The organism is Nonomuraea sp. NPDC004354 (assembly GCF_053602555.1).
Map to the genome: position 1 here is coordinate 700,279 of NZ_JBSGDV010000002.1, position 23,260 is coordinate 723,538.

Genomic DNA, 23,260 nt, shown 5'->3' on the forward strand with positions numbered 1-23,260 from the left:
AGGGGGCGGGGAAGGAGCACGGATCGCGGGGCGTTATCGTCATAGTGACGAAATCCGAGGAGGCTCCCCCATGAGTGCACCCGCGATCCCCATGAAGCTCACCGCCCCCGCCCCCGGCTGGACGGTCGAGGCGGACGTGATCGTGGTGGGTTCGGGCGTCGCCGGGCTGACCGTGGCCCTGCACCACGCCGAGCTCGACCCCACCGCGAAGGTCCTGGTCGTCACCAAGGACGTGCTGTCGTCCGGCTCCACGAGGTGGGCGCAGGGCGGCATCGCGGCCGTCCTCGACCCCGCCGACTCGCCCGGCGAGCACCTCGACGACACGCTGGTCGCCGGGGTCGGCCTGTGCGACGAGCAGGCCGTCAGGACGCTGGTGACGGAGGGGCCGGGAGCGCTGCGCAACCTGATCGCCAGGGGCGCCAGGTTCGACACCGACGAGAACGGCGAGCTCCAGCTCACCCGCGAAGGCGGGCACCACCGCAACCGCATCGTGCACGCGGGCGGCGACGCGACCGGCGCCGAGGTGCAGCGGGCGCTCATCCAGGCGGTCCTCGCCCACCCCGCGATCGAGGTGATCGAGCACGCCCTCGTGCTCGACCTGGTCAAGGACGCGGGGGGCCGGGCGCGCGGCGTCACCCTGCACGTCATGGGCGAGGGCGCGCGCGACGGTGTGGGAGAGGCGCGGGCCAGGGCCGTGGTGCTGGCCACCGGCGGCATGGGCCAGATCTACGCCGCCACCACCAACCCCGTCGTCTCGACGGGCGACGGCGTCGCGCTGGCGCTGCGCGCGGGCGCCGTCGTCAGGGACCTGGAGTTCGTGCAGTTCCACCCGACCGTGCTGTGGCTGGGGGAGGAGTCCACCGGCCAGCAGCCGCTGATCTCCGAGGCGGTACGCGGCGAGGGCGCCTACCTCGTCGACGCCGGCGGCGAGAGGTTCACCGACGAGCTCGCGCCCCGTGACGTGGTGGCCAAGGCGATCACGCGACAGCCGGGCCAGGTCTACCTCGACGGCCGCCACTTCGGGCTCGACAAGTGGAAGACCCGCTTCCCGACCATCTACGGCATCTGCCTCGAGCACGGGATCGATCCCGCCACGGACCTGATCCCCGTCATGCCCGCCGCCCACTACGCCAGCGGCGGCGTCCGGACCGACCTGCGCGGCCGTACCTCGATCGAGGGGCTCTACGCCTGCGGCGAGGTCGCCTGCACGGGCGTGCACGGCGCGAACCGGCTGGCCTCCAACTCGCTGCTGGAAGGACTGGTCTTCGCCGAGCGCATCGCCGAGGACATCCACCGGCTACGGCCCGCCCCCGGCGAACCCGCCGCGGCCACCGCGGAGGAGGGCCTGGTCGACCCACGGGCCCGCACGCGCATCCAGGCCCACATGAGCAGCGGCGCGGGCGTGCTGCGCAGCCGGTCCTCGGTCACGCAGACGGGCGTCGCGCTCAGGGACGCCCGCTGGACCCCCGTGGCGGTCCAGCCCTGCGTGGAGTCGTGGGAGACCACGAACCTGCTCACCGTGGCCTCGGTCCTCGTGGCCGCCGCCTACGCCCGCCTGGAGACCAGGGGCTCGCACTGGCGGGAGGACTTCCCCGACCGCGACGACGAGAACTGGCTGGGACATCTGGACATCACGCTGACTCACGAGGGGCTGACCATGACCTACACGCCGCACGAGACGGCCCCGCGCCTGGCGCGGGAGCTGGAGGCCGCGGGGCTCGACCCGGCGACCGTGGACGAGGTCGTCTCGCGCGCGCTCGCCGAGGACCTGCAGGAGGCCGGCGACGTCACCTCCCTGGCCACGATCCCCGCGGGGCAGCGCGCCACCGCCGACGTGGTCGCACGGGCCGACGGGGTGGTCGCGGGGCTCGCCGTCGCCGAGGCCGTCTTCCGCAGGCTGGGTGCCACCACCGTCGAGCGCAGGGCCAAGGACGGCGAGCGCGTACGGCACGGCGACGTGCTCATGACCGTCGAGGGCGAGACGCGCGCCCTGCTGACGGCCGAGCGCACCGCGCTCAACCTCCTCACCCACCTGTCGGGCATCGCGACGCTCACCGCGCGCTGGGTCGACGCGGTCGAGGGGACCGGAACCCGGGTGCGCGACAGCCGCAAGACGCTGCCGGGCCTGCGGGCGCTGGAGAAGTACGCGGTCAGGGCCGGCGGCGGGGTCAACCACCGCATGTCGCTGTCGGACGCGGCGCTCATCAAGGACAACCACGTGGTGGCCGCCGGCGGAGTCGCCGAGGCTTTCCGCAAGGTGAGAGACCTGTATCCCGAGCTGCCGATCGAGGTGGAGGTGGACCGCATCGACCAGATCGCCCCCGTCCTGGCCGAAGGCGCCGAGGAGATCCTTCTGGACAACTTCACCGTGGCGGAGCTGGCCAGGGCGGTGCGACTCGTCGACGGCCGGGCCAGGCTCGAGGCAAGTGGCGGGCTGACCTTGGAATCGGCCCGTGATGTAGCCGAAACTGGCGTGGACTACGTTGCTGTGGGAGCGCTCACGCACTCGGCACCTGCGCTTGACATAGCCCTGGATCTACGGGGGAACTAGATGCTGCTCGCGATCGACGTCGGCAACACCCACACGGTGCTCGGCCTCTTCGAAGGCGAGGAGGTCATCGAGCACTGGCGGATCGCCACCGATGCCCGCCGTACCGCTGACGAGATCGCGGTCGTCCTGCAGGGGCTGCTCGCCCAGTCGCCCCTGCTCAAGGACGCGGACGTGAGCGGCATCGCGATCTGCTCGACCGTGCCCTCGGTGCTGAACGAGATGCGCGAGATGTGCCGCCGCTACTACGGCGACGTCACCGCCGTCATCGTGGAGCCCGGCATCCGCACCGGAGTGCCGGTCAGGATGGACAACCCCAAGGAGGTCGGCAGCGACCGGATCGTCAACTCGCTGGCCGCCATCGACCAGTACGGCGGGCCCTGCATCATCGTCGACTTCGGCACCGCCACCTCCTTCGACGCGGTGTCGGCCAAGGGAGAGTACGTCGGCGCGGTCACCGCTCCGGGCATCGAGATCTCCGTCGACGCCCTCGCCGCCGCCGGGGCCCAGCTGCACAAGGTGGAGCTGATCAGGCCGCGCTCCGTGATCGCCAAGAACACCGTCGAGGCGCTGCAGTCGGGCATCATCTACGGCTTCGCCGGCCAGGTCGACGGCATCGTCGAGCGGATGGCGGCCGAGCTCGCCGACGACCCCGACGACGTCACGGTCGTGGCGACCGGCGGTCTCGCCTCGCTGGTGGTCAGGGAGGCGCGCTCGATCGACGTGCACGAGCCGTGGCTCACGCTCATCGGGCTCAGGCTCATCTACAACCGCAACGCGACATGACGAAGGGCCCCCGCGGGAGGGGCCCTTCGATCCGGTTTCTCACACCTCTTCGGCGTCGTAGAGGTCCCACCACTTGCCGCACTTGCTGACGCGGTGGGTGGACGGGTCGTACTGGCAGACCTTGACGCGCACCGCGTAGACGTCGTCCTCGTGGAACTGGAAGGACTTGTAGCCCGGGTAGCCGCAGTAGTAGCGCGAGTAGACCTGGTACCAGTCGTACTCGTCGTCGGCCGCCTGGAACTTCACGTACGCGCACTTGCCGCCCTGGTTGTAGGTCCTGTTGTCGAGGTCGTAGAGCCGTCCCTTGACGTGAACGGAGTTGCCGTCCTCGTAGTCGCCCTCGACGCCGATCCAGCCGCTGGCCTTGGCCAGGCCGTACTTGGCGTAGTAGGAGCCCCAGTAGTCGTCGTAGTCGGAGGCGCCGGTGGTGGAGGAGGTGGTCGAGGCGTTGGCGGTGGCGGGGAGCGACAGGGCGAGTGTGCCGGTGGCGGCCACTGCGAGGAAGCCTGTCGCGAGCTTCTTCATCATGATCTCTCCTTGAGCCCCGCGGTTCCGGCTCCCTGCCGGATCCCCCTGGGCTCCTGGGTCATTGGTAACCCCGCCTCCTTGCACTCCCTTTGCAAAGAGCTGACGAACTCTTGCATTGCGCCATATCGGTACCCTTTGGTGTTGTGAGCGACGAACTTCCCGAGCAGATGCGCATCCGGAGGGAGAAGCTCGACCGCCTTCGTGACGAGGGCGTCGATCCTTATCCGGTGACCTTCCCCCGTACGGCGACCAACGCCGAGATCAGGGAGAAGTACCAGGGTCTCGACCCTGACACCGCGACCGGCGACAAAGTCGGCGTCGCGGGGCGCGTCATGCTCAACCGCATCGGCGGGAAGCTCTGCTTCGCCACGCTGCGTGACGGCGGCGGTGACCTGCAGGTCATGATCTCCCTCGACAAGGTGGGAGAGGAGTCGCTGGCGGCGTGGAAGCGCGACGTCGACCTCGGCGACCACGTCGGCATCGAGGGAGAGGTCATCACCTCCCGGCGCGGTGAGCTGTCCATCCTCGCCGACCGCTGGCAGATCACCTCCAAGTGCCTGCGCCCGCTGCCGGAGAAGCACGTCGGCCTCACCGACCCCGAGGCCCGGGTACGGCAGCGCTACGTCGACCTCATCGTCAACGACGAGGCGCGCTCGATGGCCCGCGTCCGCAGCGCCACGGTCCGCGCGGTGCGCGACTTCTGGCACGAGGAGGGCTACCTCGAGGTCGAGACGCCCATGCTGCAGCCGATCCACGGCGGCGCGGCGGCACGGCCGTTCAAGACCCACATCAACGCCTACGACATGGAGCTCTACCTCCGCATCGCGATCGAGCTCTACCTGAAGCGGCTCGTGGTCGGCGGCATCGAGAAGGTCTTCGAGATCAACCGCAACTTCCGCAACGAGGGCGCGGACTCCACGCACAACCCCGAGTTCACGATGCTCGAGGCGTACGGCACCTACCTCGACTACAACGACATGGCCGAGCTCACGCAGCGGATGTACCAGCGGGCGGTCGTGGCCGCGCTGGACACCACCGTGGTCGTGCACGACGGCGTCGAGATCGACCTCGGCCTCGCGCGCTGGCCGAGGGTCAGGCTGTACGACGCGGTCTCAGCGGCGCTGGGCGAGGAGATCACCACCGACACCCCGCTCGAGCAGGTCAGGAAGTACGCCGACGAGCGTCACGTCCACTGGGACGCGAAGTGGGGCCAGGGCAAGCTCGTCCAGGAGCTCTTCGAGGAGCTGGTCGAGCACACGCTGGTCCAGCCGACGTTCGTCATGGACTACCCGCTGGAGACCTCGCCCCTCACCCGGCAGCACCGCGACAACCCGCTGCTCACCGAGAAGTGGGACCTGATCGGGTTCGGCACCGAGCTCGGCACCGCCTACTCCGAGCTGGTCGACCCGATCGAGCAGCGCCGCAGGCTGACCGAGCAGTCGCTGCTGGCGGCCGGCGGCGATCCCGAGGCGATGCAGCTCGACGAGGACTTCCTGCAGGCGCTGGAATACGCGATGCCGCCGACGGGTGGCGTCGGGGTGGGGATCGACCGGATGATCATGGCCTTCACCGGCAAGAACATCCGCGAGACGATCCTGTTCCCGCTGGTGAAGCCCGCCGGTTGACCCGCGTCCACGCCGGTCGTCACCGCCGGGCGGGCTCGCCGGTGACGATCGGGGCGGTCGCATCCTGAGGCGGCCTGGCGGGCCGTACCCGGACGGGTGGCGGTGTCAGAGGGTGAGGACCAGGCGACCGCGCAGGCCGCCCTTGGCGAGGCGGGCGTAAGCGTCGCCGGCCTGCTCCAGGGGGTAGGTCCCGGCGACCCTCGCGGTCAGCCGGCCGAGCCCGGCCAGCCGGGCGATCTCGGCGAGCTGGAACGGCTCCTCGCTGAAGAACACGGTGGCCACGTCCGTCCCCCGCAGCGCGACCGGTGCCACGCCGGCCGTCAGGGTGACGAACGTCCCCCCGTCGCGGAGGGCGTTCAGTCCCGCCAGGCCGGTCACGGCGGCGTCGATCACGGCGTCCACCCCGCCTGGCACCCGCTTCCTGACCGCCTCGCCCAGATCCTCCCCGCGCGGGACGAACCACTCGGCGCCGAACTCCCGGACCAGTTCCTCGTCGTCGCCTCCCGCCGCGGCCACCACCCGCAGGCCGCGGGCCGCCGCCAGTTCCACCGCGAACCCGCCGACGGCGCCCGCGGCCCCCGTGACCAGGACGGTCTGGCCCTGGCTCAGGTTCGCCCGGTCGAGCGACTGCCACGCGGTCAGCGTGTTGAGCGGCAGGGTGGCGGCCTCGACCAAGGACAACCCCGCCGGAGCGGGCGCGACCGCCGCCGCGTCGACCACCACGTGGTCCGCCTGGGCCTTGGTCGGCAGTTCGAGCCGGCTGACCAAGGCGATCACCTCTTGCCCGGGGGCGATGGCGACGCCTTCACCCACCTGGTCGACCACGCCCGCGGCGTCGAAGCCGAGGCCGTAGGAGTCGAGCTCGCGGGCGACGCCGTAGTCGCTGAGCGAACCTGAGGCGACCGCGAGGTCGAACGGGTTCAGGCCGGCGGCGGCGACCTTGATCCGGACCTGGCCCCGGCCCGCCTGGGGAGCCGGGGCCTCGATGAGCTCGGGAGAGCCGGAACCGCCGATGAGCGCACGCATGGTTGTCATACGGACGACCCTAGGGAGAGAAGCTCTCTTCTGGTAAGAAGGCACCTGGAAGTGCGTAAGCCACCCGGAGGAGCTCGCATGGCGACCACGACGGCGGCCGCGCGCCGTGCCGCGGCCAAGCAGGAGTACGACGCGTACGTCGCGCAGTGCCCCTCGAGGAAGCTGCTGGACACCCTCAGCGACAAATGGGTCAGCCTGATACTCACCGCCCTGGCCGGCGGCTCGATGCGATACAGCGATCTGGCCAGGACGGTCGCGGGCGTGAGCCAGAAGATGCTGACGCAGACGCTTCGCGGGCTGGAAAGGGACGGGCTGGTCTTCAGAACGGTGACCGCCTCGGTGCCGGTGCGCGTGGATTATGAGCTCACGCCACTCGGAACGAGTCTGCTCCCGCTCATGGCCGCGATCAAGGAATGGGCGGAGAGTCACATCGAGGATGTCGAGCTTGCCCGCGAACGCTATGACGCCGGGCAGGCCGCTGAAAAAACGGCGTGAAATTCAGGATAAGAGCGCATTGCGGTCGGCCGGTTGTGGCCTGATCTTCGTGCCGTATGCCGCGCGAGTTCTTCATATAGAAACGATCAAGTCAATAGTCGCCGTCAAGCGCTTCGTGGAATCAACCTTGACGACCTTTCGAGTATGCGTTTACCGTCTGCGGGACGAGCAGCGGTGCTCGAGCCGAGACGTCGCCGAGTTGTGCTGTTGGGGGGAGGGCTCCCGATGGATGTGCTCACCGACGACGGAGTCGTGTTGAGCCAGGACGACCTGGATCTGCTCGCGGAGTTGGCCAAGGGCGTCACGGTCGACCGCGTGGGCAGAACGCTGGAGATCAGCGGCCGCACGGTCCGCCGCCGCCTGCGCGTCATCTGCGACAGGATCGGCGTCGCCACGGCCATCGAGGCCGTGGCCTGGGCCGCGCGCCGGCGACTGATCTAGTCGGCGATCCGTACGGCTCCCGCGAACGGCCTGTTGGCGATCGCGGCGACCCGGACGACGTCACCCGTGCGGGGCGCGTGCACCATCATCCCGCCGCCGATGTAGATGCCCACATGGTGCAGGTCGTTGTAGAAGAAGACCAGGTCGCCGGGGCGTAGCTGCTCGCGCGAGATGTGGGTGCCGGCCGTCCACTGGTCGCCGGTGTAGTGCGGCAGGCTGATGCCCACCTGCTGGTAGGCGGCCATGACCAGGCCCGAGCAGTCGAAGGAACTCGGCCCCTCGGCGCCCCACACGTACGGCTTGAGCTGCTGGGTCAGCGCCCAGCGGGCGGCCTGCGCGGCCTTGCCGCTGCCGATGATGGGCAGGTTGACCCTGCTGGCGCGGGTGCCCGGCCGTCCCGCCTCGCCCAGGGCGCGCCGGAACAGGCTGCTCTCGGTCTTGGCGACCATCGAGGTGATCTTGTCGCGCTTGCTGCCGAGGTCGTTGACGAGTTTCTGGACCTCGGCCAGGCGTGTCTTGGCGGTCGACCTCGCCTTCTCGGCGGCGGCGATGGACTCGGCGAGTTCCTTGACCTCCTGGCCCTGCTGCTGGCCGAGGGCGTAGGAGGTGGCGGCGGCGTCGAGGAAGGAGTCGGGGTCGGCCGCCGAGGTGAAGGCCAGGCCGTCGGCGAGGCCGCCGTACATGTAGGTGCTCTCGGCCACGAGCGTGGCTCGGGCGCGCTTGGCGGCCAGATCGGCCTCGCTGGTGGCCAGGACCTTCTTGGCGGTCTCGGCGGACTTCTTGACGCCCTTGAGCTTCTCGCGCTGCCCGTTGTACTGCTCGGTGAGCGTCTCGATGTCGTTGTGCATCTTCTCGACGCGCTCGGCGAGCTCCTTGAGCGTCGGCTTGGGGTCGGCGGCGGCCGGGCTCAGCGGCATGGCGAGGGCGAGGACGGCCATCGCGGCGCTCACGACGGCGAACCGCTTCCTGGGGGAGCCCGGTTCGTGGGGGCGGGCGTGCTTGCCCGCGGACTTCCCCTCGTGAGTGCGCCTGCGCTTCACCAACCAGCTCCTCTCGTAGCCGCCGACCGGGTTAGCTGACGGGTTCGGGCCGGAGCAGCCCTACCGAGCACGGACTCGGACTCACCCCTGTGGCGGTCGGTGGTCCGCCGGCGGGTCCCCGGCTCCCCGTGGTGGGGGATTAGGCGCGTCACCCACGCCTGGCTGCGTGGGTGACATCGTCGCTGGACACTAGTGCAAGCCAGGTTCGTGCTCAACCAGAACTACGGATCCAGTAGAGGATGCGCAAACAAAGGATCACGGGCGGGTCACGCGAAAGCCTGATCAACCAGGGCATTGCGTGCCCTTTGCCCGGATTGGCAGAGATTTGTCGGGCATGTCGTGCGTCGATGCGGAGCGTGCTCGCCTCGCTACGTGAGGTCATGTGATGGTAGTTAGGGATGGGCCGAAACAAGCTCGGTACGCTGAAGGGCCATGGAGCAGGCCGTCGAGCGCCCAATGCAGGACACCGAGATCGTCGTACGGCGCGCCCGCACGCCGGACGTCAGGTCGATCAAGCGCCTGGTCGACATCTATGCGGGGGCGGGCCGCAAGCTTCTCGAAAAAGCCACGGTCACGCTGTACGAGGACGTCCAGGAGTTCTGGGTCGCCGAGCGCGGCGGCCAGGTGGTCGGCTGTGGCGCGCTCCATGTGCTGTGGGAGGACCTCGCCGAAATTCGCACGGTAGCCGTCGATCCCGCGGCCAAAGGTTCAGGCGTCGGTCACCGTATTGTTACCGCGCTCGTGAGAACAGCTCGCGACCTGGGCCTTCGCCGGGTCTTCTGCCTGACGTTCGAGGTCGACTTCTTCGCCCGACACGGCTTCGTGCCCATCCAGGGAACACCGGTATCACCCGAGGTCTACGCCGAGCTGCTGGCCTCCTACGACGAGGGTGTGGCCGAGTTTCTGGACCTCGAGCACGTCAAGCCCAACACCCTTGGCAACACCAGGATGCTGCTTCATCTGGACGCAGTTGACTACGGCGTTGACCAAGAGGAAAGGTGATTGTTGATACTCATGTCGATACGTTGGGCAACAGCAAGCATGTGTCCTGACATGTGCCACATGCGCCATCGAAGCGAGGTGACACGGTGAGCACCGGACAGCCGCCGTACCCGGACCAACCTGACGACAATTCCGGATACGGTCAGCAGAACGCAGGACGCCCTGGCGAGCAGCCGGATCCTGACGTGACGATCGTCGGCTATCGCCATGAGGGCGGCGGCTACGGTCAGCCGTCACAGGGCCAGCCCGACCAAGGCTACGGCCAGCAGGGCTACGGCCAGCAGCCCGGTTACGGCCAGCAGGGTTACGGCCAGCAGCAGCAGCCCGGCTACGGCCAGCCTTCCTCGGGCCAGCAGGGCTACGGCCAGCAGCAGCCCGGCTATGGACAGCAGGGCTACGGCCAGCCCGCGTCAGGCCAGCAGCCCGGCTACGGCCAGCCCTCCTCGGGCCAGCAGGGCTACGGCCAGCAGCCCCCCGCTTCCGGCCAGCAGCCTTACGGTCAGCAGGGCTACGGCCAGCAGTACGGCCAGCCCGGCTACGGCCAGCCCGGCTACGGCCAGCAGGCCGCCTCGGGCCAGCAGCCCGAGTACGGCCAGCAGGGCTACGGTCAGCAGCAGGCCTCCTCCGGCCAGCAGCCCGAGTACGGGCAGCAGGGCTACGGCCAGCAGCAGGGCTCCTCGGGCCAGCAGCCCGAGTACGGCCAGCAGCCGGAGTACGGCCAGCCCGGCTACGGCCAGCAGCAGCCCGGGTACGGCCAGCCGGCGTCCGGCCAGCAGCCCGGTTACGGCCAGCCCTCGGGTCAGCAGCCCGGTTACGGCCAGCAGCCCGGCTACGGTCAGCAGGGCTACGGCCAGCAGGGCCAGTCGCAGCCCGGCTACGGTCAGTCCTCGCCCTACGGCCAGCAGCAGCCCTACCAGCCCGGTTACGGCCAGCAGCAGCCGCCCGCCTACGGCCAGCCCGGCTACGGCCAGCCGTACGGCGCTCCGGCCGGCCTGCAGCCGCCCGGCGCACCCGCCCCGCTCGCCGAGTGGTGGCAGCGCCTGGTCGCCCGCATCGTCGACGGCGTGATCTTCGCGGTCTTCTGGATCATCGTGAGCACGGTCCTGTTCATGGTCGCGGGTCCGAGCTACGACCTCGCCACCGGCACGTTCACCGGCATGAACCCGCTCGTCCTCGCGGCGATCCTCGCCGTCCTCGCGGCGCTGTTCTACGTGGGCTACGAGTTCCTGCTGACCAAGTCCAAGGGGCAGACGGTCGGCAAGATGATCATGGGTATCAAGATCGTCCCGGTCGGCGGCTCGCTGCCCCCCGGCGGTCTGGAGAGCGACTCCGCCATCAAGCGGGCCGGCATCACGTGGGGCGGCGTGATCCTCAACGCCATCCCGATCCTCGGTGGCCTGCTGGCCTTCGCCGCGATCGGCGTCAACGGCGCCTCCCACCTCTGGGACAAGCCGCTGCAGCAGACCTTCGCCGACAAGTTCGCCGGCACCGTGGTCGTGAAGATCAAGTAAGCGGATACCGAAAAAACGGGGACCGGCGTCGCGCCGGCCCCCGTTTTCGCGTCCCCGGCCCTGTAATCGCGGCCGGCCGGCGTACAGAATGGGGCTTATGGTCGCGCCGCCGCCAGGAGTGCCGGCCGTACCGGCCGATTGGTGGGAACGGCTCGTCGCGCGAAGCATTGAGGCTCTCGTCGTCGGGGTTCTCTATTACATTCTGTTCATCACGGCCTGGGGTTTGTTGCGGACTGTCGGCCTGCTTGAGGTGTATGGCGACCGGTTGCCGAGGTTGTTGGCCTGGCTGGCCGTGGGGCTGGGTTATGCGGGCTATGACTGCCTGGTCCATTACCGGCGGCGCCGTACCTTCGGGAAGGCGATCATGAAGATAAGGCTGGCCGCCGCCCCGGGGCGGCGGCTGGGGCCGGAGGATCTGGCGAAACGCGCGCTGCTCTATCCCGGGCCGATCGCGCTCGCGGGGATTCCTGGCGCCAATGTCGTTGTCGGAATCCTGGTGTTCGCCGTCGGACTGTCTATCTTGATCGACAAGCCCCTCCAGCAGGGGTTGCACGACCGGTGGGCGGGTTCGTTGGTGATCAAAGACCCTCGCTGAAGTGTGCATCTGCCCCCAGACGCCGATTTTTCAGGATTTTCCGGGCGATCGGGTAAGAACTCTGGAGAGACTGGCATTAGGCTAGGTGGCACACACCCCGCCAGGTGGCGCTCCCTTTGGCGCTATCGTCGGGGCGGAGAGTCGACAACAGCTGTCCCGTCCGTCGCAGGGCGGCACGTGCATAAAGGGCGCGTCTCCCACAAACCCCATGAGGCGGCGTGGGGCGGAATGCAGCCGCCGGGCGCCGTCCAAACAGGACGGGTCCGTCCGGGGACCGAACTGACCCGGGAGTCAGGGAATCCGCGAAGCGCTGAATTGTCTCGTCGCCTTTCCGGGTATATGTTTGGCACGCGAATGAAACAATGCGCCGGGAAAGGATTCCGTAGATGGCCAAGCAGATCCAGGAGATTCTCATCGATGACCTCGATGGGGGCGAGGCCAATGAGACGGTCAGCTTCGCCATTGACGGCGCGTCGTATGAGATTGACCTCAGCGACGTTAACGCCAAGAAGCTGCGGGACGCGCTGTCGCCTTTCGTGACGTCCGCCCGCAAGTCGGGTGCCGTTGCGGCCCGTCGCCGGGTGCGCGGCGGAGCACGTTCCATGAGCCGTGAGAAGAGCTCCGAGATTCGGCAGTGGGCCAAGGCCCACGGCCTCCAGGTCAGCGAGCGCGGCCGCATCTCCTCCGCGATCGTGGAGAAGTACGAACAAGCCCACTGACATCATGCGCTTATGCCGATCGCCTAGAACCCCGGAGATCGCCATAAGCGCATGATCGTGTTTGCCGGTGAAAACCGGGCATGTCGTGCGGCCGGTGGCTCATGCTCTAAACGTCGTTCGCTTGCGGCGTATCGGGAACACAGCACCCCCTGTAGGTAGTTGGATGGAGGGTGAACGCCCTGCTCTCGGGGAACGTCTCTGCTATAGAGCGTGTCAGCGGTTCGCCGAGCCAGGGCTAGCATGCGGGAGGACGGGACCGGATTTACCGGCCTGACTGACCGCTCTGTGAGGAGCGACGAGATGTTCGAGAGGTTCACCGACCGAGCGAGGCGGGTTGTCGTCTTGGCCCAAGAAGAGGCCAGGATGCTCAACCACAACTACATCGGCACTGAGCACATTCTTCTTGGCTTGATCCATGAAGGTGAGGGCGTAGCCGCCAAGGCTCTGGAGAGCCTCGGCATCAGCCTTGAGGGTGTGCGCCAGCAGGTCGAGGAGATCATCGGCCAGGGCCAATCGGCTCCGTCGGGGCACATTCCGTTCACCCCGCGGGCCAAGAAGGTTCTTGAGCTGTCGCTCCGTGAGGCTTTGCAGCTGGGCCACAACTACATCGGCACCGAGCACATCCTGCTCGGGCTCATCCGCGAGGGTGAGGGTGTGGCTGCCCAGGTGCTGGTCAAGCTTGGAGCCGATCTCAACCGTGTGCGGCAGCAGGTCATCCAGCTGCTCCACGGCTACCAGGGCAAGGAGCCGGCCGCCGCGGGTGGCCCGCAGGAGTCCGCGCCGTCCACGTCCCTGGTGCTCGACCAGTTCGGCCGCAACCTGACCCAGGCGGCCCGCGAGGGCAAGCTGGATCCGGTCATCGGCCGTGAGAAGGAGATCGAGCGGGTCATGCAGGTCCTCTCCAGGAGGACCAAGAACAACCCCGTTCTCATCGGCGAGCCCGGCGTCGGCAAGACCGCCGTCGTCGAGGGCCTGTCACAGAAGATCGTCAAGGGTGAGGTGCCCGAGACGCTGAAGGACAAGCAGCTCTACACGCTTGACCTGGGCGCGCTCGTGGCCGGCTCCCGCTACCGCGGTGACTTCGAAGAGCGCCTGAAGAAGGTGCTCAAGGAGATCCGCACCCGAGGCGACATCATCCTGTTCATCGACGAGCTGCACACGCTCGTGGGCGCGGGCGCCGCCGAGGGCGCGATCGACGCCGCCAGCATCCTCAAGCCGATGCTGGCCCGCGGCGAGCTGCAGACCATCGGCGCCACCACGCTCGACGAGTACCGCAAGTACCTCGAGAAGGACGCCGCGCTGGAGCGCCGCTTCCAGCCGATCCAGGTGGCCGAGCCGTCGCTCAGCCACACGATCGAGATCCTGAAGGGTCTGCGCGACCGCTACGAGGCGCACCACCGCGTGTCGATCACCGACGACGCGCTGGTCGCCGCCGCGCAGCTGGCCGACCGCTACATCAGCGACCGCTACCTTCCCGACAAGGCGATCGACCTCATCGACGAGGCCGGTTCCCGGATGCGCATCCGTAGGATGACCGCTCCGCCGGACCTGCGCGAGTACGACGAGAAGATCGCCAACGTCCGCCGCGACAAGGAGTCCGCGATCGACGCGCAGGACTTCGAGAAGGCGGCTGCCCTCCGCGACCAGGAGAAGCAGCTCCAGCTCAAGCGCGAGCGCCGGGAGAAGGAGTGGAAGGCCGGCGACATGGATGTCGTGGCCGAGGTCACCCAGGAGCTCATCGCCGAGGTCCTGGCCACCGCCACCGGCATCCCGGTCTTCAAGCTGACCGAGGAGGAGTCCCAGCGCCTGCTCCGCATGGAGGACGAACTCCACAAGCGGATCATCGGCCAGGACGACGCCATCAAGGGCCTGTCGCGGTCCATCCGGCGTACCCGCGCCGGTCTGAAGGACCCGCGCCGTCCCGGCGGCTCGTTCATCTTCGCCGGCCCCTCGGGCGTCGGTAAGACCGAGCTGTCCAAGGCTCTGGCGGAGTTCCTCTTCGGCGACGAAGACGCTCTGATCATGCTGGACATGTCGGAGTTCATGGAGAAGCACACCGTCTCCAGGCTGTTCGGCTCCCCGCCCGGCTACGTCGGGTACGAAGAGGGCGGCCAGCTGACCGAGAAGGTGCGGCGCAAGCCGTTCTCCGTGGTCCTGTTCGACGAGATCGAGAAGGCCCACCCCGACATCTTCAACTCGCTGCTGCAGATCCTGGAAGACGGTCGCCTGACCGACGCCCAGGGCCGGGTGGTCGACTTCAAGAACACGGTCATCATCATGACCACCAACCTCGGCACCCGCGACATCTCCAAGGGCATCGGGGTCGGGTTCGCGAAGTCCAACGACGCCGAGTCCAACTACGACCGGATGAAGTCGAAGGTCCAGGAGGAGCTCAAGCAGCACTTCCGGCCCGAGTTCCTCAACCGTGTCGACGACATCGTGGTCTTCCACCAGCTCACGCCGAAGGAGATCATCCAGATCGTCGATCTGATGCTCGCCCAGGTGAGCGAGCGGCTGAAGGACCGCGACATGGGGCTCGAGGTCTCGCCTGCCGCCAAGCAGCTGCTGGCCGACCGCGGGTACGACCCGGTGATGGGCGCCCGTCCGCTCCGTCGTACGATCCAGCGCGAGCTGGAGGACTCCCTGTCGGAGAAGATCCTGTACGGCGAGCTGCGTCCCGGCCAGGTGATCAAGGTCGACATCGAGGGCGAGGGCGACAACGCCAAGTTCGTCTTCGTCGGCGAGACCGCCTCGCGCGTTCCCGACTCGGCGGCCGCGATCGCGGAGCCGATCCAGAACTAAGCGCTGGGTTTGCCAGGGCCCGCGTGGGATCCCCACGCGGGCCCTGCTGCGTGTTCAGCCACCGTCGCCCCGGCCGGTCTCTCGGGCGGCGGTCCCCCGGTCGGCGGTCCCTCGGGGCGGTCTCTCGGGCGGCGGGTTCTTGGGCGGCGGTCTCTCGGTCGGCGGTTTCTTGGGCGGGTTCTCGGGGCGGTCTCTCAGTCGGCGACCTCTCGAGGGCGGTCTCTCGGGCGGCGGTCTTTGGGGGCGCCATTCCTCCCGCCTTGCGGACGTTTCTCCCCGAGGTTCTCCGTCTTGCCGACCTTTCGGTTCGCAGGTGCTCACCCAGCGCCGGTCCGACGCCTGCGCCCAGCGATGGAGTGCCCGAGCCTGGGGTGTGTGGGTTATCACTCCCGTCCGTTGGGGAGGGGAGCGAAGTCCTGCTGGGCGGCGCGCCTGCGACGGGCGGGACCCCGTGACCACGGGGGCGCCAGACCGGCTTGCCGTACAGGGAGGGAGAGGCCGCGGGGCGGCGGACCGGCTTGCCGTATCGGGAAGAGGGCGGAGAGTGTGCGGGGGGCCGGCTTGTCGAACGGGGGCGGAGAGGGCGGGCCGGGCGGGCGGGGATGGGTCGCGTTACTGGGGTGGGCATCGGTTTGATGTCAGATTGGTGACTCCAGGTTGGGTTCGGCTATACCGCCACGAGAAGTAGTACTACAATCCGTAGAGCAAAGCACGCCAAGTCCCGCACAAGTGACCCACAAGAAGGCGTCCCTAGGTTGGGGCTCATCCCTGAGGCGTAGTCGGAAGTCAACTCAGGGCGGACGCGGAGGCCCCGGTCCGGCGGGCAAGCTCGGCACACGTCCGAGCGACGGACACAACACCCAGTGCAAGCCGTGGAGGAAGCCGATGCGCCTGCGTCACGATGACGGAACGCTCGTTCACTTGGCGTACAACGCCGGCGTGCACCCCGCGGAGGACCTCGAGAACCTCATCGCCCACCTGACCCGCTACGCCGTCCCGGTGCGCAAGCGCCTGGGCGTCGACCGGATGGGCGTCGGGCTGTGGCTGTCGCCCACCGTGGCCGACCATCTGATCGCCGACCGCATCGAGCTGGTACGGCTGCGCCGCTCCCTCGAGGAACGCGGTCTCGAAGTGGTCAGCCTGAACGGCACCGGCGGCCGCAACCAGGACGTGCCGGGTCCCGACTGGGCCAAGCCCGAGCGCTACCGCTACACGATGGCGCTCGCCAAGATCCTCGCCTTCCTCCTGCCGGAGGACGTGCGGTTCGGCAGCATCTCCACCATCCCGATCGGCTGGCGCCGCGACTGGCCTGCCGACCTGCACGCCATCGCGACGCGCCGGCTGGAGCGGCTGGCCCGCGAGCTGCGCGGCATCCACAGCGTCACGGGCAAGACGATCCGCGTGGGGTTCGAGCCGTGGCCGGGATGCGTCCTCGAGACGACCGAGCAGGCCGTCGAGCGGGTGGGCGGCATCGACTCCGAGCATCTCGGCGTCTGCCTCGACGCCTGCCACCTGGCCTGCGGCGGCGGCGAGGAGCCCGGCGCCGCGCTGCGCGGGCTCGCCGAGGTCGGGGCGCCGGTGGTCAAGCTGGGGCACGTGCACAACCACACCGACACGGGCGCGGTTCTGCACGACACGTTGACGGCGATCCTGTCGGGCGCGGTCAACGGCACGGCGCACATCGAGGTCGAGACGCACAACCTGGCGGTGCCGGGACGTGCTAAGGGGCCGGGGGCGCTGGTGTCGATGCTGGCCGAGGAGCTCGACTGGGCCCGCACGAACCTCACCTCGCTGGGCCTCCAGCTCGCCGCCTGACCTCTCCTCTCCACCGCGCCCTGGAAACGCCGGCCCCGGGACGGCGGGCGGCCCAGGAATGCCGACCCCAGGACAGCGGGTCCAGGCGTGAACCGTGCCCTGGGCCCGAGGCGGGGGCGTACCCCTGGGCGGGTCAGGTGGGCAGGCGGTAGGTTCCGTCGTCCAGGACCTCGGCCAGGCCGTCGGTGATCAGCCCGTCGAGCGCCCGCTCCCGCTGGACCGGCTCGTCCCACACCGCGTCGAGCGCCGTCTTGGGCACCGGCCCGTGCGCCGCGCGCAGCACCGCGAGGAGACGGCCCCGGCACTGCCGGTCGGTGCCGTCGTAGGTCTGCCCCTTGCGTGCCTGGCCGGGCGGCTTCCCGGCGAGCCGCCAGGCGCACTGCGTGATGATCGGGCAGCGCTCGCACTGGGGGCCGCGGGCCGTACAGACCAGGGCTCCGAGCTCCATGACCGCCACGCCCCAGACGGGCGCGCCCACGGCGGGGAGGAGGTCCTGGGCGAGGCGGCGTTCGGCGGCGGTGGTGGCGGCCGGTGGGTACTCCTCCGCGCGGACGGCCCTGCCCAGCACGCGGCGGACGTTGGTGTCGAGTACCGGATGGCTGCCGCCGAAGGCGAAGCTCGCCACGGCGGCGGCGGTGTACTCGCCGATGCCGGGCAGCGAGAGCAGCGTCGCGTGGTCGGACGGCACCGATCCGCCGTGCTCCGTGGTGATCGCCCTGGCGCAGGCGTGCAGGCGCAGCGCCCGGCGCGGGTAGCCGAGGCGGCCCCAGTGGCGTATGGCCTCGCCGGGGGGTTCCGCCGCGAGGTCGGCGGGGGTGGGCCAGCGCTCCATCCACTGCTGCCACACCGGCAGGACGCGCACGACGGGCGTCTGCTGGAGCATGATCTCGCTGACCAGGATGCCCCAGGGGGTGGCGTCCTGGCGGCGCCAGGGGAGATCGCGGGCATTGTCGGCGTACCAGTCGAGAATCGGCTCTCGTAGGAGGTTCGGGTCGGCCACCCGCTCAGACTAGTGGGTTACGGCGTGTCGTCACCCTGCGTGCACGGGGGCTTCAGCATCCTGGGGGTATGGAACCGGATACCCTGCGCGGCGTCCCTGGGGATGTCTACTGGCGGCGGCGTATGACCGTACTTGTCGGGGTGCTGGTCGTGGTGGCCTTCGTGGCGTGGGCGTGTTCGGCCACGGGTGGGCCCGAGCACGCGTCGAACGCCGGGAAGCCCTCGCAGCCCGGGGTGGAGCAGGTTCTGGCGGGGTTGCCCTCCGTGACGGCGACGCCGACGCCGCAGCCGTCGAAGACGCGTGTGACGCCCTCCGCCGCACCCTCGCCCAAGCCCACCCCGGCACCGCCGGTGCGCAGGGCGGGCCTGCCGTGCGAGGAGAAGGACCTGGTCCTCAACCTGGAGCAGCGGCAGGAGGTCTATGCGGCGCAGGCTCGTCCCACCTTCATGCTCACCCTGGTGAACACCGGCCCGGTCATGTGCACCGCGGACGTGGGGCCGCGGGCGATGGAGATCCGCATCACGTCGGGCGACGACCGGGTGTGGTCGACGGCCGACTGCGTGAGCGGCGAAGGCGTCGAGGTCCGCAAGCTGGAGCGCGGCATCCCGTACGTCCACAGCCTCGAATGGGACCGGCGCCGCTCGGGCGTCGACTGCTCGGGCACGCGGGCCGGCGCGTTGCCCGGCACGTATGTCGCGGTGGTGCGCAAGGGTGGCCTGCGCAGCCCGAAGGCGGTCTTCCACCTCCGCTAGGGCGGGTCAGACGTAGCGTTCGAGGATGCTGGACTCGGCCAGCCGCGACAGGCCCTCGCGCACGCTCCTGGCCCGCGACTCGCCCACGCCGCCGACCGCCTGCAGGTCGTCGACGCTGGCCGCCAGCAGCTTCTGCAGCCCGCCGAAATGGTCGACCAGCCGGTCGACGACCGTCGCGGGCAGCCGCGGAACCTTCGCCAGCAGCCGGAACCCGCGCGGGCTTACCGGGCTGTCGAGCGTCTCGTTCGCCCCGCGCCCCAGCACCCGCGCCACCGCGGACAGGTCGAGCAGCTCGCTCGCCGACAGCGCGTCGAAACCGTTGAGGACGTCGGCGACCTTGCGCTTGGTCCGCGTCACCGACGCGGGAAGGTAGTCGCGCACGATCAGCTCGCGGTCGGAGTCGACCCCGGCGACCAGCTCGTCCAGCTGGAGGGACAGCAGGCGGCCGTCGGTGCCGAGCTCGACGACGTAGCCCTGGATCTCCTCGGAGATCCGGCGCACCATCTCCAGGCGCTGGGCGACGGAGGCCACGTCGCGGACCGTGACCAGATCCTCGATCTCCAGCGCCGACAGCGTGCCGGACACCTCGTCGAGGCGGTGCTTGTAGCGTTCGAGGGTGGCCAGGGCCTGGTTGGCCTTGGACAGGATGGCCGCCGACTCCTCCAGGACGTAGCGGATGCCGTCGAGGTAGAGGGCGATGATCCGCATCGACTTGCTGATCGCGATGATGGGGAAGCCGGTCTGCCGGGCGACGCGCTGCGCCGTACGGTGCCTGGTGCCTGACTCGTCGGTGGGGATGGCGGGGTCGGGCACGAGGTGCACCGCGGCCCGCACGATCTTGTGATCGTCGCTGCGTAGCACGATCGCGCCGTCCATCTTGGCCAGCTCGCGCAGCCGCGTCGCGGAGAACTCCACGTCGAGCTCGAACCCGCCGCTGCACAGCTCCTCGACCACGCTGTCGTAGCCCAGGACGATGAGCCCGCCCGTCTGGCCGCGCAGAATGCGCTCCAGACCGTCTCTCAGTGGAGTGCCCGGGGCAACCGAGGCGAGGGCTGTGCGACGACGGTCGTCAAGACTCCTGTCGTTTGCCACCTGACCCCCGTGTCCTAGTCAAAATCCAGCTTACCGGCCAACCTGTGTGCCGTACCCGTAGTCTCATGAACCCCATCCTCATCCGGACGTCGTCTCGGATGGACAGGTCGTTCCCGCAGGACGACCCGCCTTCGTCGCCCTGCCGCCGCCGGTCAGGGGGGTCCCGCTCCGGGGCCGTCCCGCTCCTGCCCGTACGGCACGCCGGCGACAGGCCACCGTGGTCCGCCGGTCCCGCGCCGTCCATCACGCTACTGCGGGCCCACGGGGCTGGGCGCCGTCACGTCGGATCGTGCGGCCGCCCTTCTCCTGCCCGTGTCGCGCGCTTTCATTTCCCTTACCGACGTCGCGGCACATGACGGTGGCCCCCCGACCGCGTAGTCGTTATGCAACCGTTGCGGGACCGGCGGCCGGCTGGGCGGGGTGATCAGGTGACGTGGGTGAGGGCGTCCCAGACGTTCTCCGCCTCCATCACCTCGAACCCTGGAGCGAACGCGACCGGCCCCACCGGGACCAGCGCGCGCTGCTCACCCGGCCGGCGACGGCTGCCGCCCTCCTCCAGCGAGCCCCGGGGCACCAGCGCCCGCTTGAACCCCAGCCGCGCGGCCTCCGACAGCCGGCGGCGGACGTCGCGCACCGGCCTGAGCTCGCCCGCCAGCCCCACCTCGCCCAGCGCGACGAGCCCTTGCGGTAGCGGCTTGTCGCCCGCCGCGCTGGCCACGGCGAGCATGACCGACAGGTCGACGGCGGGGTCGGCGAGCTTGATGCCGCCGACGGTGGCGGTGAAGACGTCGCAGCCGCCCAGCCTGGCGTTGAGCCTGCGCTCGAGGACGGCCAGGATCATCTGCACCCGGTAGGGGTCGAGGCCGGAGGAGGTGCGGCGCGGCTGCTGCGCCTCGGTGCGCGCGACCAGCGCCTGGACCTCGGCGGGCAGCGGTCTGGTGCCCTCGACGGTGACGGTGACGCAGGTGCCGGGCACCGGCTCGCTGCGGCGCGAGACGAACAGGCCGCTGGGGTCGGTGATGCCCTCGATGCCGCGGTCGTGGAGGTCGAAGCAGCCGACCTCGTCCGTCGGGCCGAACCTGTTCTTGATCGCGCGGACCATGCGCAGCCTGGAGTGGCGGTCGCCCTCGAAGCTGAGCACCACGTCGACCAGGTGCTCGAGGGTGCGGGGGCCGGCGATCGAGCCCTCCTTGGTGACGTGGCCGACCAGGACGGTGGCCATGTTGCGCTCCTTGGCCAGCCGTACGAGATTGGCGGCCACCTCCCGCACCTGCGTCACGCCGCCAGGGACGCCCGTGGCCTGCGCGGAGCCGACCGTCTGCACCGAGTCGACGATCAGGAGCTGCGGCTGGACCTTCTCCACATGAGTCATGAGCGCCGACAGCTCGGTCTCGGCGGCGAGGTAGAGCTTGTCGCGGATCGCCCCGATGCGGTCGGCGCGCAGCCGGACCTGGGCGGCCGACTCCTCGCCCGTGAGATAGAGGACGGTGGTCCACTCGGCGATGCGGGCGGCGGCCTCCAGCAGGAGCGTGGACTTGCCGATGCCCGGCTCGCCCGCCAGCAGCAGGACCGCGCCCGGCACCAGCCCGCCGCCGAGGACGCGGTCGAGCTCGCTCACGCCGGTCGGGCGGGCGGTGGCGATCTCCGCCTTGACGTCACCGATGGGTACGGCGGGGCCGCTGGTGGCGCCGGGCTGCACCACGTGGACCCCCGCTCGGGCGCCCTCCTCGTCGACCGTGCCCCACGCCTGGCACTCGCCGCACCTGCCGACCCACTTGGTGGTGCGCCAGCCGCACTCGGCGCAGCGGTAACCGGGCTTCTGTGCGGTCTTCGGTGCCATGCGGAGCAGGCTAGCCTGCGTGGCCGACAATCGGCCGCAGCCGGGATGCGGCGGTCTCGGGCGCTGTCACGGTGACCAGGCGTTCCGGACGTCCTGCGGAGCCGTGTCCGAGGCTCGTCGTGGAGAGGCGGCCGGGGTCAGGAGAGGCCGAGCTCGGCTTCCAGCATGCGCTTGGGCTTCGCGCCGACGACCTGCTTCACCGGCTCGCCGTTCTCGAAGAGCAGCAGGGTGGGCAGGCCCATCACGCCGTACCTGGTCATGATCTCGGGGTTCTCGTCGGTGTTGAGCTTGCCGATGGCCAGCCCGTGCTCCGCCTCGATCTGGTCCAGGACGGGCGCCACCATCCGGCAGGGTCCGCACCACTCCGCCCAGAAGTCCACCAGGACCGGCTCGGAGCTCTTGAGCACGAGCTCCTCGAAGTTCTCAGTCGTCAGCTTGATCATGCCTTCTCCTTCGCGAAACATCCGGTGCAGGCCTGGGTGAGCTGTCCGGCCACCTCCGCACGCCTGGCCAGCAGGAGGCCGATCTCCTCGTCGATCTGGGCCAGCTTGCGCCGGTAGACGGCGACGGACTCCGCGCACGCGCTGCCCGAGGCGTGACCCGCACGGAGGCAGTCGACGAACGGGCGGGCGTCCTCGAGCGTGAACCCCACCGTGAGCAGCTGGCGGATCTCGCTGACCAGCTTCACGTCCGAGAGGGAGTACTCGCGGTAGCCGTTCGCTCCCCTGCGGGCGCTGAGGAGCCCGTGCTTCTCGTAGTAGCGCAGGGAACGAGCGCTCACACCTGTCCGTTCGGCCAGCTCTCCGATCCGCATGCCACAACGGTAAACGTTGACGTCAGTGTCAAGGTCAAGCGGCCCGAAACGCCGCCATCGGACGACCGGTCGCCCGCCGCGCCGGTCAGAAGTAGCGCCAGCGCAGGACGTTCGGGTAGGCCAGCTCCACTCCGGTCGTCTCCCGGATCGCCTCCTCGGCCACCTCGGGCGCGAACTCGATGCGCAGCACCGCCTCGAGGTCGGCCCGGCGCTCGAAGACCATCCGCAGGTCCAGCTCGTCGCGCTGCCATCCCTGCCGGGACCAGAAGTCCTCCACGGCGCCGGGCGAGTACGCCGGCACCGTGCGCTGGAACCACCTGCCGAAGGCGCCGCGCGTGGCGTCGAGGTCGATCACGAACGCCGCGCCGCCCCGCCGTACGACGCGGGACAGCTCGCGCAGCCCCGGTTCGCAGCCGGGGCCGAAGAAGTAGGCCCACCGGGCGACGGCCACGTCGACGCCGGCGTCGGGCACCGGCAGCGCCTGCGCGGTGGCCGCGTGGACGGACACGTTGGCGAGCCCGTCGCAGCGGCGGCGGGCCAGGCCGACGAGGTCGCCGTGGGGTTCGACGCCGATCACCCTGGCCGCTGTGGCGGCGAAGGACGGCAGGTGGTAGCCGCTGCCGCAGCCGATGTCGAGCACGGTCGCGCCGTCCCAGGGGCGGATCGCCCGCATCGCCGCGTCGGCCGCGCCGTCGGGGTCGACCGCGCGGTTCTCCAGCTCGTAGATCGCGGGGGTGTTCCAGATGTTCGGGCTGGGGATGGCTCCGGTGGCGACGCGCGGCATGCCCCCACGGTACGGCCTCGCGCGTAGGCTGGCAGC

21 protein-coding genes and 1 riboswitch are annotated in these 23,260 nt (G+C 69.7%); of the genes, 12 read left to right on the top strand and 9 right to left on the bottom strand.

The genetic code is table 11. The features are described 5' to 3' along the window. Positions 1-70 precede the first annotated feature (70 nt). Entirely contained in the window at positions 71-2,551 is a 2,481-nt protein-coding gene (locus ACWENQ_RS09205; protein ID WP_449921982.1) for an L-aspartate oxidase, read from the top strand. Next, positions 2,552-3,334 carry a type III pantothenate kinase gene (locus ACWENQ_RS09210; RefSeq protein ID WP_354909390.1) on the top strand — a complete coding sequence of 261 codons (783 nt, stop codon included), beginning with the start codon at positions 2,552-2,554 and terminating at the stop codon, positions 3,332-3,334. Positions 3,335-3,373: 39 nt separating this feature from the next. Here ACWENQ_RS09210 and ACWENQ_RS09215 read toward each other — a convergent pair whose 3' ends face one another. Then, positions 3,374-3,862, bottom strand: coding sequence for a hypothetical protein (locus ACWENQ_RS09215; protein ID WP_452413505.1), 489 nt, complete (start codon positions 3,860-3,862; stop codon positions 3,374-3,376). Positions 3,863-4,005: 143 nt separating this feature from the next. Between ACWENQ_RS09215 and lysX the strand changes: the two genes are divergently transcribed. Beyond that, positions 4,006-5,487 (top strand): bifunctional lysylphosphatidylglycerol synthetase/lysine--tRNA ligase LysX, encoded by a 1,482-nt coding sequence (gene lysX, locus ACWENQ_RS09220; protein ID WP_452413507.1) that lies wholly within the window; start codon positions 4,006-4,008, stop codon positions 5,485-5,487. A 105-nt stretch (positions 5,488-5,592) separates the two neighbouring features. On the opposite strand, the gene ACWENQ_RS09225 is transcribed toward lysX, so the two are convergent. Beyond that, complete coding sequence (locus tag ACWENQ_RS09225) at positions 5,593-6,522, bottom strand: NADP-dependent oxidoreductase (protein WP_452413509.1); 930 nt, start codon at positions 6,520-6,522, stop codon at positions 5,593-5,595. A 78-nt stretch (positions 6,523-6,600) separates the two neighbouring features. On the opposite strand from ACWENQ_RS09225, the gene ACWENQ_RS09230 reads away from it, so the two are divergent. Both ACWENQ_RS09230 and ACWENQ_RS09235 read left to right on the top strand, forming a co-directional pair. After that, a complete protein-coding gene (locus ACWENQ_RS09230) occupies positions 6,601-7,017 on the top strand; it encodes a winged helix-turn-helix transcriptional regulator (protein WP_452413510.1) in 417 nt (138 codons plus the stop codon). A 225-nt stretch (positions 7,018-7,242) separates the two neighbouring features. Continuing rightward, positions 7,243-7,458: a LuxR C-terminal-related transcriptional regulator gene (locus ACWENQ_RS09235; RefSeq protein ID WP_354909400.1), complete on the top strand. Its 216-nt coding sequence runs from the start codon at positions 7,243-7,245 to the stop codon at positions 7,456-7,458. Here the strand turns inward: ACWENQ_RS09235 and ACWENQ_RS09240 are convergent. Then, on the bottom strand, positions 7,455-8,498 hold the full coding sequence (locus ACWENQ_RS09240) for an NlpC/P60 family protein (protein ID WP_449921974.1): 1,044 nt from the start codon (positions 8,496-8,498) through the stop codon (positions 7,455-7,457). The genes ACWENQ_RS09235 and ACWENQ_RS09240 overlap by 4 nt on opposite strands. A gap of 5 nt (positions 8,499-8,503) precedes the next feature. Then, positions 8,504-8,654, bottom strand: a riboswitch (cyclic di-AMP (ydaO/yuaA leader). Positions 8,655-8,930: 276 nt separating this feature from the next. On the opposite strand from ACWENQ_RS09240, the gene ACWENQ_RS09245 reads away from it, so the two are divergent. The 6 genes from ACWENQ_RS09245 to ACWENQ_RS09270 all read left to right on the top strand — a co-directional run bounded on the left by ACWENQ_RS09245 (position 8,931) and on the right by ACWENQ_RS09270 (position 16,942). Continuing rightward, positions 8,931-9,500 (top strand): amino-acid N-acetyltransferase, encoded by a 570-nt coding sequence (locus ACWENQ_RS09245; RefSeq protein ID WP_449921972.1) that lies wholly within the window; start codon positions 8,931-8,933, stop codon positions 9,498-9,500. An 86-nt stretch (positions 9,501-9,586) separates the two neighbouring features. Beyond that, a complete protein-coding gene (locus ACWENQ_RS09250) occupies positions 9,587-11,011 on the top strand; it encodes an RDD family protein (RefSeq protein ID WP_452413512.1) in 1,425 nt (474 codons plus the stop codon). A 97-nt stretch (positions 11,012-11,108) separates the two neighbouring features. Continuing rightward, complete coding sequence (locus tag ACWENQ_RS09255; protein ID WP_452413514.1) at positions 11,109-11,606, top strand: RDD family protein; 498 nt, start codon at positions 11,109-11,111, stop codon at positions 11,604-11,606. A gap of 386 nt (positions 11,607-11,992) precedes the next feature. Beyond that, on the top strand, positions 11,993-12,325 hold the full coding sequence (locus ACWENQ_RS09260) for a histone-like nucleoid-structuring protein Lsr2 (RefSeq protein WP_354909410.1): 333 nt from the start codon (positions 11,993-11,995) through the stop codon (positions 12,323-12,325). 300 nt (positions 12,326-12,625) lie between these two features. Further along, a complete protein-coding gene (locus ACWENQ_RS09265; RefSeq protein WP_354909412.1) occupies positions 12,626-15,127 on the top strand; it encodes an ATP-dependent Clp protease ATP-binding subunit in 2,502 nt (833 codons plus the stop codon). A gap of 921 nt (positions 15,128-16,048) precedes the next feature. Then, complete coding sequence (locus ACWENQ_RS09270) at positions 16,049-16,942, top strand: TIM barrel protein (protein WP_449921967.1); 894 nt, start codon at positions 16,049-16,051, stop codon at positions 16,940-16,942. A gap of 133 nt (positions 16,943-17,075) precedes the next feature. Here the strand turns inward: ACWENQ_RS09270 and ACWENQ_RS09275 are convergent, their stop codons facing one another. Next, complete coding sequence (locus ACWENQ_RS09275) at positions 17,076-17,942, bottom strand: A/G-specific adenine glycosylase (RefSeq protein WP_452413516.1); 867 nt, start codon at positions 17,940-17,942, stop codon at positions 17,076-17,078. A gap of 68 nt (positions 17,943-18,010) precedes the next feature. On the opposite strand from ACWENQ_RS09275, the gene ACWENQ_RS09280 reads away from it, so the two are divergent. After that, complete coding sequence (locus ACWENQ_RS09280; RefSeq protein ID WP_452413518.1) at positions 18,011-18,694, top strand: hypothetical protein; 684 nt, start codon at positions 18,011-18,013, stop codon at positions 18,692-18,694. A 6-nt stretch (positions 18,695-18,700) separates the two neighbouring features. On the opposite strand, the gene disA is transcribed toward ACWENQ_RS09280, so the two are convergent. From disA to ACWENQ_RS09305, 5 genes are all read right to left on the bottom strand, one after another. Next, complete coding sequence (gene disA, locus ACWENQ_RS09285; protein WP_452413519.1) at positions 18,701-19,786, bottom strand: DNA integrity scanning diadenylate cyclase DisA; 1,086 nt, start codon at positions 19,784-19,786, stop codon at positions 18,701-18,703. Positions 19,787-20,210: 424 nt separating this feature from the next. Then, positions 20,211-21,626 (bottom strand): DNA repair protein RadA, encoded by a 1,416-nt coding sequence (gene radA, locus ACWENQ_RS09290; RefSeq protein ID WP_449921962.1) that lies wholly within the window; start codon positions 21,624-21,626, stop codon positions 20,211-20,213. A 137-nt stretch (positions 21,627-21,763) separates the two neighbouring features. Beyond that, entirely contained in the window at positions 21,764-22,069 is a 306-nt protein-coding gene (gene trxA / locus ACWENQ_RS09295; protein ID WP_449921960.1) for a thioredoxin, read from the bottom strand. Further along, the gene (locus tag ACWENQ_RS09300) at positions 22,066-22,440 is read right to left on the bottom strand and encodes a MerR family transcriptional regulator (protein WP_452413520.1); all 375 of its coding nucleotides are present in this window, start codon (positions 22,438-22,440) and stop codon (positions 22,066-22,068) included. The genes trxA and ACWENQ_RS09300 overlap by 4 nt, the downstream gene beginning before the upstream one ends. 85 nt (positions 22,441-22,525) lie before the next feature. After that, positions 22,526-23,224, bottom strand: a complete 699-nt coding sequence (locus tag ACWENQ_RS09305) for a class I SAM-dependent methyltransferase (RefSeq protein ID WP_452413522.1) — start codon at positions 23,222-23,224, stop codon at positions 22,526-22,528. Between the last annotated feature and the right edge of the window lie 36 nt (positions 23,225-23,260).

What these genes read in the sequence shown, in the direction of transcription:
- ACWENQ_RS09245 (WP_449921972.1), top strand. Translation starts at nt 8,931, where the DNA reads ATGGAGCAGGCCGTCGAGCGCCCAATGCAGGACACCGAGATCGTCGTA.
- ACWENQ_RS09210 (WP_354909390.1), top strand. Translation starts at nt 2,552, where the DNA reads ATGCTGCTCGCGATCGACGTCGGCAACACCCACACGGTGCTCGGCCTC.
- ACWENQ_RS09205 (WP_449921982.1), top strand. Translation starts at nt 71, where the DNA reads ATGAGTGCACCCGCGATCCCCATGAAGCTCACCGCCCCCGCCCCCGGC.
- ACWENQ_RS09235 (WP_354909400.1), top strand. Translation starts at nt 7,243, where the DNA reads ATGGATGTGCTCACCGACGACGGAGTCGTGTTGAGCCAGGACGACCTG.
- ACWENQ_RS09215 (WP_452413505.1), bottom strand. Translation starts at nt 3,862, where the DNA reads ATGATGAAGAAGCTCGCGACAGGCTTCCTCGCAGTGGCCGCCACCGGC.
- ACWENQ_RS09305 (WP_452413522.1), bottom strand. Translation starts at nt 23,224, where the DNA reads ATGCCGCGCGTCGCCACCGGAGCCATCCCCAGCCCGAACATCTGGAAC.
- ACWENQ_RS09260 (WP_354909410.1), top strand. Translation starts at nt 11,993, where the DNA reads ATGGCCAAGCAGATCCAGGAGATTCTCATCGATGACCTCGATGGGGGC.
- ACWENQ_RS09230 (WP_452413510.1), top strand. Translation starts at nt 6,601, where the DNA reads ATGGCGACCACGACGGCGGCCGCGCGCCGTGCCGCGGCCAAGCAGGAG.
- ACWENQ_RS09300 (WP_452413520.1), bottom strand. Translation starts at nt 22,440, where the DNA reads ATGCGGATCGGAGAGCTGGCCGAACGGACAGGTGTGAGCGCTCGTTCC.
- radA (WP_449921962.1), bottom strand. Translation starts at nt 21,626, where the DNA reads ATGGCACCGAAGACCGCACAGAAGCCCGGTTACCGCTGCGCCGAGTGC.
- ACWENQ_RS09225 (WP_452413509.1), bottom strand. Translation starts at nt 6,522, where the DNA reads ATGACAACCATGCGTGCGCTCATCGGCGGTTCCGGCTCTCCCGAGCTC.
- ACWENQ_RS09255 (WP_452413514.1), top strand. Translation starts at nt 11,109, where the DNA reads ATGGTCGCGCCGCCGCCAGGAGTGCCGGCCGTACCGGCCGATTGGTGG.
- ACWENQ_RS09265 (WP_354909412.1), top strand. Translation starts at nt 12,626, where the DNA reads ATGTTCGAGAGGTTCACCGACCGAGCGAGGCGGGTTGTCGTCTTGGCC.
- trxA (WP_449921960.1), bottom strand. Translation starts at nt 22,069, where the DNA reads ATGATCAAGCTGACGACTGAGAACTTCGAGGAGCTCGTGCTCAAGAGC.
- ACWENQ_RS09280 (WP_452413518.1), top strand. Translation starts at nt 18,011, where the DNA reads ATGGAACCGGATACCCTGCGCGGCGTCCCTGGGGATGTCTACTGGCGG.